This window comes from Alteromonas sp. W12 (assembly GCF_001924945.1).
GTDB lineage: Bacteria > Pseudomonadota > Gammaproteobacteria > Enterobacterales > Alteromonadaceae > Alteromonas > Alteromonas macleodii.
This window is the reverse complement of record NZ_LQXH01000008.1, coordinates 403,162-414,119: the sequence shown is the minus strand read 5'-3', so window position 1 is coordinate 414,119 and position 10,958 is coordinate 403,162. Positions and strand designations below refer to the sequence as shown.

Genomic DNA, 10,958 nt, shown 5'->3' with positions numbered 1-10,958 from the left:
AAAAGCCGATGAAACAAAACCTTGGTTTATGTTCTCGGAATATTTAGTACCTGCCCTACGCGTACAACATCACTTGAAAGATCATTCGCTGCTTTGATGCTGCTTACTTTTACATTGTAACGCTGTGCTAATAACGAGAGCGACTCGCCGCTTCTTACTTTGTGCGTTCGGTTGTTCGCCCTTTCTTGTGCCCACAGTGTACCATCAGGGGGAACTTGCTTGAAGTAACGCTTAGTCGCATTAAACATGGCATTCGCTAAGCGTTCGCGATGTTTAGACCAGTTCAGATTCTTCTCTTCTTGCGGATTAGAAATGAAACCAACTTCGACCAAAATAGAGGGGATGTCAGGCGCGGTCAAAACTGCAAAACTGGCGGCTTGTGGTTTTCTTTTATGCAGACTGGTCACCTGCTTTAGCTCTTCAACCACTTTATTACCTAAATCGTGGCTGGTCGCCATGCTGTGATCCATCGATAAACCCAGTATGGTTTCAGTAAGATATCGCTCGCTTGATTTATCATTGATCACTTCAGCTGCACCACCGAGTAATTCAGAGTGACGTTCAGATTTCTCTAGCCAGCGGCCTAATTCAGTGTCTGCTCTTCGCATGGATAGTACCCACACCGAACCACCTCGCGGTTGAGGCTGACTAAACGCATCGGCGTGGATGGAAATAAGCAAATCGGCTTTTTTCTCGCGCGCAATTTCAGGACGTCGATTAGGAGAAACATAATAATCATCGCCACGAGTCATGATGGCGCGCATACCTCGCTCCCGGTTTATCATGTCTTCCAGTTTTTTGGCGATACTCAGGGTGATGTGCTTTTCATAGGTACCAGCCGGACCGATTGAACCTGGGTCATGTCCACCATGCCCGGCGTCGATGGCGACGATAATGTCTCGGTCTCGGGCACTGGTAGAATCATCAATAACGACAGAGCCAGTTGATGCCGACGCTGATAACGTTGGCGACGGCTTCGGCGCGCTATCTGGTAAATCGACAACCAGCCTGTGTCCGTAAGCACCATCGGGGGTTACTGCAAATAACGAAGGCTTGGTATTTCTATTGAGCTCAACAACCACTCTGGCAGATGATTTGTTTTTCGGTGTGGAGTAGCGCAGCTTTTTAATCAAATCACCGCTGTTTTCAATGCCAGAAAGCTTAGCGGTGTCGCTGGTGTTGTTAAGATCGATGACAAGCCGAAGCGGATTTTTAAGTGTAAAATAGGTGAACTCTGGCGCTGATTTCATATCGAAAACAACGCGCGTATTGTCCGGCGACGGCCATATCCTAACCCCGTCGATGTTATTTTGCGCACCGTGTGCGAATTGCACGACGAAACACAATAATAATACCGAAACTATACTGCGCACCATAATTAGCCTTTCTGTTATTGTTATGCTGCTCTCGTCAACTCCGGAGCGGCTATTTATTCAGTTTTTCTTTCATTTCGCATTTGCGCTAAACGCGCTTGCATTGCTGAAGCAATTTCGCACCGTGGGCACTTTTTGCTTCCAAATTAAACTGCCTACCCGATGGCGTAATATTTATACTAATCACTAAGTCTGGGGATGCCAAGTATTCGCCCCCTTTTTCCGACCATTCAATAAGCGCGATAGCGCCCGAACCAAAGTAATCGCGAATTCCCATGAACTCTAACTCTTCTGGGTCGGCTAAGCGATACAGGTCGAAGTGATAGATATTGACGCCGTCCAACTCATAAGGTTCAACCAATGTATAGGTTGGACTTTTAACGCTACCTGAATGACCTAAAGATTGAATGAAATATCGGCTAAATGTCGTTTTCCCTGCACCTAAGTCGCCGTTTAAATAAATAACAGCATCGGTAGGGAGTTGACTCGAAACAGCCTGCGCTAAATCTCTGGCAAGCTGCGCAGTATCATCTACTTCATTAGCAAAAAAAGAGGTATGCGGGTAAGACATCAACAATATTCCACAGTAATAGAAAGCCGAATAACACAGTAGATGCCTGCCCGTTCAAGACAAAACCACGCTAACTAGTGGTTTATAAGCGCACGTACTGCGTCAAACAAATCGCTCGCTATCATACCACGTTGACCATACAGTTGGGCAATATCATCGCCAGCCTTAGCATGAAGCACTACACCATATTTCGCTGCAATATCTGTTTCTACGCCTTGCGCGAGCAACGCGCCCAATATTCCGCTTAATACATCACCGCTTCCTGCGGTAGCCATACCTGGATTACCGTGACGGCAAACCCAGGTTTTCTTTTCATTGTCGATAAGCGTGCCCGCCCCTTTTAGTACACAGACCGCATGGTATCGCTGTGAGCACTGCCTTGCGTAATTAAAACGGTCGCTTTCTACATCATCAATAGAAACACCGAGTAAACGCGCTGCTTCGCCTGCGTGAGGGGTTAAAATACTGTCAGACAAGGTGTACGCGGTTGACTGCTGACACAACAGATTTAGCGCGTCAGCATCAATGACCACAGGCTTATTTTGGCTTTGACAGTGCTTCATGGTGGTTTCAAATGCGCTTTCTGCCCATTCATCTTGCCCAAGACCCGGTCCAATAACCACACAGGTTGCCCAAGCTAATGCATCTTCCAAATTAAAGTCGGTGACCATGAGTTCAGGTCTGCCTGCACTGACCTGAACGACTGACGACTCATGAGTATACACGCGTACCATGCCCGCACCACTTCTCAGCGCGGCTTCACTGGCGAGTCGAATTGCACCTGCTGTTCCGCGGTTACCGCCAATGCACAACAGTCGACCATAAGTCCCTTTATGACTGTTAATCTCCCGTGGCCCCATACCTTTAAAGTGGTCGATATTTAGCATGGTCGCGCTCGCTTTAGCTAATGCTTGGAACGCTTTGCCGATACCCAAGTCCGCATACACTAACTTACCGCACGATTGTTTACCCGCACCAGTAACAAGCCCCGGCTTAATGCCCACAAAAGTAACGGTGATATCAGCCTGAACACATCGCCCCAGGCTCTGTCCTGTATTTGCATCAAGCCCTGACGGCACATCAACGCTTACAACCGGAGTTGATGACGCATTCACCGCATCAATGATGTCTGCAAACTCATTGCGAATATAGCTATTAATACCTGTACCAAGAAGCGCATCTATCACTACGTCAGACTTCTCAAGGAGCGCAGCGTCAAACCCATTGATACTGCCTCCTGAATCGAGCCAGCGCTGCTGTGCTTTGCCAGCATCACCATCCAGCGTACGTTCAGGCTCAACCGCACATAAATGCACTTGTTTACCCGCAAGTTTTGCGTTTATTGCTGCAATGTAGCCGTCACCCGCATTGTTACCTTGGCCCACCAGCACTAAGTAAACGTCTGAGTTTGGCATAAGCTCAAGACACTGCTTAAACACCACATCACCAGCTCGTTGCATCAAGGTGAACATATCGCAGCCCGAATTCGCGGCGGCTTGTCCCTCATTTTCCCTAACCTGATCGGCCCGAAATAATTTGTATGATAAACTTGACGTTAATTGAGTATCTAGCATGAGCACATGTCCGAATTTAGTTCTATCGACCTTGTTGAATTAACCAACAATATCAAGGCTTGGGGTACAGCGCTAGGCTTTCAGCAGGTTGGCATCAGCGATATTGATCTACATCAGCACGAGGCACACCTTCAGGAATGGTTAGACAATGGGTATCACGGTGACATGGCCTTTATGGAGAGTCATGGGATGAAGCGTGCCCGGCCTGATGAGTTGGTCCCAGGGACATTACGGGTTATCAGCGTTCGCATGAACTACTTACCTCCTGACGCCTCGTTTGCTAAGCATTTAAAAAGGCCAGAAATAGGATACATCAGCCGCTATGCATTGGGCCGTGACTACCACAAAGTGCTGCGCAAACGTCTGAAGCAATTGGGTGAGAAAATCACCGCATCCCTGGCGCATACCCAATATCGCCCGTTTGTAGACTCAGCCCCCGTATTGGAACACGCTATTGCTGAAAAAGCGGGTATTGGCTGGACGGGGAAACACAGCCTGACACTCAACAAAGAAGCCGGCTCTTGGTTCTTCTTAGGTGAGCTGTTCATCAATTTGCCATTACCCACTGACTCACCAATTGAAGAGGGTTGCGGCACCTGCACGGCGTGTCTAACCATCTGCCCGACCAATGCAATTGTTGCGCCTTATAAAGTAGATGCCCGTCGCTGTATTTCCTACCTCACCATTGAATCAGACAAAGATATTCCCGAAGATTTGCGCCCCATGATGGGCAATCGCATTTATGGCTGTGACGATTGCCAACTTGTTTGCCCTTGGAATCGCTTTGCCGACGTTACCAGTGAAGAAGATTTCCACCCGCGACAAGTGCTACACGGCCAAAGTCTCAATGCGCTTTTCGGCTGGTCTGAAGAAACCTTCTTGCGAAATACGGAAGGCTCCCCCATCAGGCGGATTGGCTTTGAGAAGTGGCAGCGTAATATTGCCGTTGCGTTAGGAAACGCTCCGTATGATGAACAAAGCATTCTGCTTTTGAAAGAAAGACGAGGGAGCGTGAGTGACTTGGTGGACAGACATATTGATTGGGCTCTTAAGCGGCAGCAAGAGAAGCAACAAGCGTCTGATGCAAAAAACAGGCAGCAAGCGCGGCTTATTCGCGTAATTGAAAAAGGTTTACCAAGAGACGCCTAACGCCAGTACACGTTTGAATAAGGCATACCGCGAATTCAATTGGCGATATACACGTTTTGGGGTTAACCCGCTGAGGCAAGCTGACTGTTTAAATCGGCCTGAGTGCTATTCCGATAACGCACACGAGCATTTGGCGAATGGGATGCGGCGAAAGAAACGTTAAGTTTGAGGCCTCGCTGTGCCACTTGCGTGGTTATGATAGGCGAGCCGAATTCCCACCACGGTTCCTGTTCCAATGCTTCAATAACTCGCGACAGCTCAGTTTCAGAACCGTCATACTCACCCGTTATTTCGCAATGTCCGTTCTCACATTTTACCGAGTCTAAAACAAAGCGCTCGTTGTTAGGCGGCAGCGCAAAAAACGTATTGAGTGAGCCTTCGGTTTTAGTGTAGAAAACCTCTGGCGCCATGATTTGGACATTCTCAGCAACGGGGGCAACATTCATCTCGCCGTTTTTCGTAACGCTTGTATCCAAGAGCACCGCACCTGCTTCATTTGAAACCAACTTGGCGGCGGGCTTAATAACTTTCAGCTCACTCGTTTCCGTGGCACGAGAGCGCGCTAACACATTGGTTAGTCGCTCTTTTTCTGCATTGGATTCACTGAGTTGGTGTTGATAGCCAGAAAATTTATACCCTGCTATCAATGCAAACGCTATCAGCAACAACACAAGCCACGTTTTCATTTTACTTCCTTTATCGAAGTCGCTTACTTGTGATATTGCTTACTAAGTTCATGTACCGCATTAACGAACACACCTGCATTTTCAGGTGGTACGTCTAGATGGATACCGTGACCTAAATTAAATACGTGACCGCTACCTTCACCGTAACCTTCTAGAATGGACGCCACTTCTTGCTCAATTCTTTGCGGTTGAGCATACAGCATTGATGGATCCATATTACCTTGAAGTGCAACTTTATCGCCAATGCGCGCACGCGCTTCTTTAATGTCGATAGTCCAGTCTAAACCTACTGCGTCGCAGCCTGTCGCCGCAATCGATTCTAGCCACATGCCACCGTTTTTGGTGAACAAGGTAACAGGTACTTTACGGCCTTCATTTTCACGGGTCAGCCCACTTACAATGCGCTCCATGTACTGAAGCGAGAATTCTTTGTAGTCACGAGGAGATAACACGCCCCCCCAAGTATCAAATACCATGACTGACTGCGCGCCCGCAGCGATTTGAGCATTTAAATACTCAGTAACAGAATCAGCCAGTTTTGCTAGTAACGCATGAAGCGTTGCTGGCTCAGCAAATGCCATTTTCTTGATTTTGGTAAAGGCTTTACTTGAACCACCTTCAATCATGTAAGTCGCGAGTGTCCAAGGGCTTCCAGAAAAACCAATTAATGGCACTTCACCTTTAAGCTCACGGCGAATAGTACGAACGGCATTCATTACGTACTGTAATTCACCTTCTGGATCAGGAAGGCCTATTTTATCCACATCCGCTTTACACGTGATTGGATTTTTAAAGCGAGGGCCTTCACCTGTTTCAAAGTAAAGACCGAGGCCCATCGCATCTGGAATGGTCAAAATATCCGAAAAGAGAATTGCAGCGTCGAGAGGAAAACGACGTAAAGGTTGTAGCGTCACCTCACATGCAAGTTCTGCATTCTTGCACAACGACATAAAATCGCCTGCTACTGCACGAGTCGCTTTGTACTCTGGGAGGTAGCGCCCGGCTTGTCGCATCATCCATACAGGTGTGACATCAACCGGCTGCTTAAGTAACGCACGTAAGTAACGATCGTTCTTTAACGCGGGCTTATCAACACTGGGGAAATTTTGCGACATATAACTCACCTAAATTACTGAAGATATTTGAGCGCGAAAGTATACCAGTATTCTTAACTAAGGTGTGCTAAAACCTGTATTAAAAAATCAATGTTTTAACGACAAATCGGTGTAGTGTCGATTATTAAAGACAAACAATACTTGAACATTACTTTAAAAAGACGCTTGCACTTAAAGTGAGTGTTTGCTATTACTATAACCGTTAAAGAAAAGAAGCCCTACATGGGACCGTGCTAAACTTATTGAAACCCTGCTTCGGCAGGGTTTTTTATTTGTCGCCGATCAGAGACACCGTTTCAGCAATTAATTGTCCCGCAATAGACACTTTCGGTGGAATAGTCGGCAGCGCATCTATATCAAACCATTGCGCATCATCTATCTCGTTCTCCTGACAACGAATTTCCCCTTCGTCATACTCGGCAACAAACCCGACCATTAAGGAATGTGGAAATGGCCATGGCTGACTATTGTAATAGCGCAAGTTTTTAACCTTAACGCCAACTTCTTCGAAAACTTCTCTGTGGACCGCTTGCTCCAGACTTTCACCACTTTCTACGAAGCCTGCAAGGGTTGAATACATATTGGATTCTCGATGGCGAACGCCTTTGGCCAACAATATTTTTTCGTTGTCGTGTATAGAAACAATGATACAGGGAGACACTCTCGGATAACTGCGATGTTGACAGCGGTGACAATGCATTGCCATTTCCCAATCTACGCGTTCAGTCTTGGCCCCACATTGCCCGCAAAATTGATGAGTACGCAAGAAGTGGATGTATTGCCAGGCTCGCCCAATAACTGAAAAGGCTATATCGTATTCGGCAAAAAGAAGCTGTCTAAGCGATACCCGTTCCCAACCGGGTTCGTCAACATGCTCAGCGCCCAAATCAACAACATATACGGGCAGATCTCTATGCGCCGTCTCATTGAGCGGTGGAAGTTGATGAATTTCATCGACATAAGATGCTAAAAATGGAATATCACTCAGGTAAGCAACGGGGATAGACTCAGACGATTCTTGTACTACAATTTTGCCGCGACTAAAAACTACCCACAGGGCTTGCTGAGCAGCTAGTTTCGCCTCATCCAACTTTATCATCATTGCACATCACTCCTGTTCTTTAATGCTTCATACTACACTAAATACTGAGCGTATAGATCGCCACCATACATTTTGAAACGAACTTTTTCGCGCAAAATTTGTGTCGCTAGTGCACAGTGTTATACTGAAACTTATTGTCGCTAAACGGGTAACACATCAAAATGTTGCAACAGTTAGAAAGCGTTAAATCAAAATGGGGCGGGAAAAGCCAGGTTATTGACCGCTGGTTAATGGACAGACAGGCACTATTAGTTTCTTTCTGTGAACTAGCAGGTATTAACAAGCGAAGCGAGTGTTTACCTGACCCAGATGAAATAGACAACTTTTGCAGCGCATTACTCGATTATTTGTCGGTAGGACACTTTGAGGTTTTCGATATGTTGGTTGAAAACGACAATGAAGGCCTTTCACTACGAGATAAACTTTACCCCAGATTGACAAAAACCACTGACGCAGCACTCGCATTTAATGATACGTTTGCACAAGCAGTAACGCCCGAGCAGGCAGCTGAATTTGACTCAGCGCTAGCCAAGCTTGGTGAGACATTAGAAGAGCGTTTTGCCTTGGAAGATGAGTTAATAGCTCATGTACACACTAAAAAACGTGATCCAGAAGTGACGCTTTAATATAACAATGAAAGTCGAGTTTACGGTTATCATCAATGAACAAAACCACACTTATTCATAAGGCACGGGCTTATTGCGAGCAACGCGGCGCCAGATTCACACCGCTTAGAGAAAAGGTGTACGAAATTCTTGTTTCAAAGCACGGCCCTATGGGTGCTTATGAACTACTCGACTCTCTGAAAGAAACAGAGTCTAGTGCTAAACCTGCAACAGTCTATCGCGCCCTTGATTTTCTTCTCGATTTTGGGTTCATTCACCGTTTAGAGTCTACCAATGCGTTTGTGGCCTGCTATCATTTTGGCTGTAACCACCCTGTTCAGTTTCTAATTTGTGACAGCTGTGGTGATGTTGCTGAAATTCAATCTGAAGGTCTTCAAGAGACCCTTGATAGCCAAGCAGAGCAACACGGATTCAAAGTATCGAAACAAACTATAGAGGCCCATGGATTATGTGCCGATTGTCAACAAACGGAAGATCACGCTGCCCAGGAGAGTGTACATGAATGCTGATTTTGTGAACCCGTTTATTGCTGGTCTTTTGAACGTGCTTGAAACCATGGCTCAAACTAAATTGACCCCGGGCAAGCCCAAGCGCAAACAAAGTGATATCGCCAAAGGCGATGTATCGGGGCTAATTGGCATGGTGGGCCCTGACGTTCGCGGCTCTATGTCTATTACTTTTGACGAGTCTTTGGCCCTGACCATAATGGAGAGAATGGTTGGCGAGCGCCCTGAGAAGCTTGATGCAGAAGTAGGCGACATGGTTGGCGAAGTTACCAACATGATTTGCGGTAACGCAAAACGAGACCTTGCTGAGCGGGGTTACGAGTTTGGAATGGCAACACCCATCGTTGTATCAGGAAAGCAACATACGATTAGTCACCAGGTTGATGGTGCTAAAATTATTCTTCCTTTCATGTGCGACGAAGGATTAGCGCATTTGGAAATCTGTTTTGACAAATAATTTCTGGCAGTCTGAAAAAATTACACTCGACAGCTACCCGAGAGGATTTCACCTGATAACACAGCAGGTGGAATCTGCAATACCCAGTATTCGTCATGTTGAAGTCGGCCTTTTGCACCTATGGCTTCAGCATACAAGCGCTAGTTTGACAATCAATGAAAATGCCGACCCTACAGTGAGGCATGATATGGAAGCGTTCTTCAACCATAGTGTAAAAGAAGAGCTTTCTTTTTTCAGGCATACTTATGAAGGTAAAGATGATATGCCTGCTCACTTAAAATCGAGTATACTAGGGTGTCAACTTACTATACCTGTCCAACAAGGCAAGCTTGCACTTGGCACGTGGCAGGGTATCATGCTCGGCGAACACCGAGATCATGGTGGAAGACGAACAATTATTGCCACATTACAAGGGATCGCAGCCTAACCCATATTATAAATGGCACAATTTGTGCTAGCGTTATACGTTAAGCACAACACAAAATTATCTAAAATTGATAATCACTCAACGTTAAACAGGATGTGACTATGAAACAACACTTTAAAATGGCAGCGCTATCTCTTGCTGTAATTTCTGCAACTAATGCATTTGCACAAGACTCTTCTGAGCCAGAGTACAAAAACTGGTTCGGTATTTCAGGTATGCATTACAACACTGACGAATCGCGTCCTCTTTCTCTTACTGAAGGCGAAGTATATGACGACGGTTTAGGTGCGACATTCGAATACGGATTCCGTTTCACTCAAAGCTGGGCTGCACGTGTAGAGTTCACAAAATTGTCTGTGGACTTCCGTGACGGCGGTGATGAGAGCGGCGAAATGACTGGCGTAGATGCTATGTACTTTATGCCAAACGATGCATGGTTCGTTTTTGGTGGTGTTAAACGCCAATCAGTTGGTGATTCAACGACACTTGGTAACATCGGTATCGGTAAACACTGGAAAGTAGGTGAAACTGCTCGCCTAATCACAGAAATCGCGACATACCACGATTTCGGCGAAAGCTATAACGATTATAGCGTTAAAGTAGGTCTTGCAATTCCATTTGGTAAGAGCACACCTTCTGCGCCTAAAGACAGCGACAACGATGGCGTTGTAGATAGCAAAGACCAGTGCCCAATGACACCAGCAGGTGTTCGTGTTGACGCAAATGGTTGTAGCATCGATGATGATAACGATGGCGTTCTAAACAACGTTGACCAGTGTCCTAACACTCCAGCTGGCACTAAAGTAGATGCAACTGGCTGTGCAATTAAAGATTCGGACAACGACGGCGTTGTAGACAGCAAAGATATGTGCCCTGATACACCAGCTGGCGTAAAAGTTGATGCTAAAGGTTGTACAGTATTTGACGAAGAGACAGTAGAAATCACACTACGCGTTCTATTCGACAACGAAAGTGCTGTAGTTAAAATGCCAAAAGATCCAGAAATCTCTGAATTTGCTGAGTTCATGAAGCAGTATCCTTCAACAACTGCGGTAATTGAAGGTCACACTTCTGCACCAGGTAGTGAAGCTTACAACATGGACCTTTCTAAGCGTCGTGCTGCGAACTTCAAAGAAGTAATGGTAGACATGTACGGTATCGAAGGTTCTCGTTTAGAGACTATCGGTTACGGCGAAACTCAGCTTCTAGACAATGGTAAGAATGCTGAAGCACACCGTGTTAACCGTCGCATTTCAGTGACAGTTAAAGACACAGTGAAAGTAGCTGAAGAAAAGTAATTCATTGTAGATGAATTGAAAAAGGCGCCTTACGGCGCCTTTTTTGTGTCTGAAATACGTTAACTTATTTACCC

At 46.0% G+C, this 10,958-nt stretch carries 12 protein-coding genes; 6 read left to right on the top strand and 6 right to left on the bottom strand.

The window, feature by feature from the left end:
- Positions 1 to 26 precede the first annotated feature (26 nt).
- The 3 genes from AWH61_RS13155 to AWH61_RS13145 form a co-directional block, all read right to left on the bottom strand.
- On the bottom strand, positions 27 to 1,376 hold the full coding sequence (locus AWH61_RS13155; protein ID WP_014951095.1) for an N-acetylmuramoyl-L-alanine amidase: 1,350 nt from the start codon (positions 1,374 to 1,376) through the stop codon (positions 27 to 29).
- A gap of 85 nt (positions 1,377 to 1,461) precedes the next feature.
- Positions 1,462 to 1,944, bottom strand: a complete 483-nt coding sequence (gene tsaE, locus AWH61_RS13150) for a tRNA (adenosine(37)-N6)-threonylcarbamoyltransferase complex ATPase subunit type 1 TsaE (protein ID WP_014951096.1) — start codon at positions 1,942 to 1,944, stop codon at positions 1,462 to 1,464.
- Positions 1,945 to 2,018: 74 nt separating this feature from the next.
- Positions 2,019 to 3,518: a bifunctional ADP-dependent NAD(P)H-hydrate dehydratase/NAD(P)H-hydrate epimerase gene (locus tag AWH61_RS13145; protein WP_014977653.1), complete on the bottom strand. Its 1,500-nt coding sequence runs from the start codon at positions 3,516 to 3,518 to the stop codon at positions 2,019 to 2,021.
- Positions 3,519 to 3,524: 6 nt separating this feature from the next.
- Between AWH61_RS13145 and queG the strand changes: the two genes are divergently transcribed.
- Positions 3,525 to 4,667, top strand: coding sequence for a tRNA epoxyqueuosine(34) reductase QueG (queG, locus tag AWH61_RS13140; RefSeq protein WP_075177288.1), 1,143 nt, complete (start codon positions 3,525 to 3,527; stop codon positions 4,665 to 4,667).
- Positions 4,668 to 4,729: 62 nt separating this feature from the next.
- On the opposite strand, the gene AWH61_RS13135 is transcribed toward queG, so the two are convergent.
- The 3 genes from AWH61_RS13135 to nudC form a co-directional block, all read right to left on the bottom strand.
- Complete coding sequence (locus AWH61_RS13135; protein ID WP_014980563.1) at positions 4,730 to 5,353, bottom strand: hypothetical protein; 624 nt, start codon at positions 5,351 to 5,353, stop codon at positions 4,730 to 4,732.
- 23 nt (positions 5,354 to 5,376) lie between these two features.
- Positions 5,377 to 6,468: a uroporphyrinogen decarboxylase gene (gene hemE / locus AWH61_RS13130; RefSeq protein WP_014951100.1), complete on the bottom strand. Its 1,092-nt coding sequence runs from the start codon at positions 6,466 to 6,468 to the stop codon at positions 5,377 to 5,379.
- Positions 6,469 to 6,736: 268 nt separating this feature from the next.
- On the bottom strand, positions 6,737 to 7,570 hold the full coding sequence (gene nudC / locus AWH61_RS13125) for an NAD(+) diphosphatase (RefSeq protein ID WP_080760052.1): 834 nt from the start codon (positions 7,568 to 7,570) through the stop codon (positions 6,737 to 6,739).
- A 161-nt stretch (positions 7,571 to 7,731) separates the two neighbouring features.
- Between nudC and AWH61_RS13120 the strand changes: the two genes are divergently transcribed.
- The 5 genes from AWH61_RS13120 (at position 7,732) to AWH61_RS13100 (ending at position 10,884) form a co-directional block, all read left to right on the top strand.
- A complete protein-coding gene (locus tag AWH61_RS13120; protein ID WP_075177287.1) occupies positions 7,732 to 8,196 on the top strand; it encodes an Rsd/AlgQ family anti-sigma factor in 465 nt (154 codons plus the stop codon).
- A 35-nt stretch (positions 8,197 to 8,231) separates the two neighbouring features.
- Positions 8,232 to 8,705, top strand: coding sequence for a transcriptional repressor (locus AWH61_RS13115; protein ID WP_075177286.1), 474 nt, complete (start codon positions 8,232 to 8,234; stop codon positions 8,703 to 8,705).
- Complete coding sequence (locus AWH61_RS13110) at positions 8,695 to 9,159, top strand: chemotaxis protein CheX (RefSeq protein WP_014951104.1); 465 nt, start codon at positions 8,695 to 8,697, stop codon at positions 9,157 to 9,159. The genes AWH61_RS13115 and AWH61_RS13110 overlap by 11 nt, the downstream gene beginning before the upstream one ends.
- Positions 9,149 to 9,586, top strand: coding sequence for a secondary thiamine-phosphate synthase enzyme YjbQ (locus AWH61_RS13105; RefSeq protein WP_014951105.1), 438 nt, complete (start codon positions 9,149 to 9,151; stop codon positions 9,584 to 9,586). The genes AWH61_RS13110 and AWH61_RS13105 overlap by 11 nt, the downstream gene beginning before the upstream one ends.
- A 101-nt stretch (positions 9,587 to 9,687) precedes the next feature.
- A complete protein-coding gene (locus tag AWH61_RS13100) occupies positions 9,688 to 10,884 on the top strand; it encodes an OmpA family protein (protein WP_075177285.1) in 1,197 nt (398 codons plus the stop codon).
- Positions 10,885 to 10,958 lie beyond the last annotated feature (74 nt).

Excerpts from the sequence above, each read along its gene's own strand:
- AWH61_RS13120 (WP_075177287.1), top strand. The coding sequence starts at position 7,732 with ATGTTGCAACAGTTAGAAAGCGTTAAATCAAAATGGGGCGGGAAAAGC.
- tsaE (WP_014951096.1), bottom strand. The coding sequence starts at position 1,944 with ATGTCTTACCCGCATACCTCTTTTTTTGCTAATGAAGTAGATGATACT.
- hemE (WP_014951100.1), bottom strand. The coding sequence starts at position 6,468 with ATGTCGCAAAATTTCCCCAGTGTTGATAAGCCCGCGTTAAAGAACGAT.
- queG (WP_075177288.1), top strand. The coding sequence starts at position 3,525 with ATGTCCGAATTTAGTTCTATCGACCTTGTTGAATTAACCAACAATATC.
- nudC (WP_080760052.1), bottom strand. The coding sequence starts at position 7,570 with ATGATGATAAAGTTGGATGAGGCGAAACTAGCTGCTCAGCAAGCCCTG.
- AWH61_RS13145 (WP_014977653.1), bottom strand. The coding sequence starts at position 3,518 with ATGCTAGATACTCAATTAACGTCAAGTTTATCATACAAATTATTTCGG.
- AWH61_RS13110 (WP_014951104.1), top strand. The coding sequence starts at position 8,695 with ATGAATGCTGATTTTGTGAACCCGTTTATTGCTGGTCTTTTGAACGTG.
- AWH61_RS13155 (WP_014951095.1), bottom strand. The coding sequence starts at position 1,376 with ATGGTGCGCAGTATAGTTTCGGTATTATTATTGTGTTTCGTCGTGCAA.
- AWH61_RS13115 (WP_075177286.1), top strand. The coding sequence starts at position 8,232 with ATGAACAAAACCACACTTATTCATAAGGCACGGGCTTATTGCGAGCAA.
- AWH61_RS13100 (WP_075177285.1), top strand. The coding sequence starts at position 9,688 with ATGAAACAACACTTTAAAATGGCAGCGCTATCTCTTGCTGTAATTTCT.
- AWH61_RS13135 (WP_014980563.1), bottom strand. The coding sequence starts at position 5,353 with ATGAAAACGTGGCTTGTGTTGTTGCTGATAGCGTTTGCATTGATAGCA.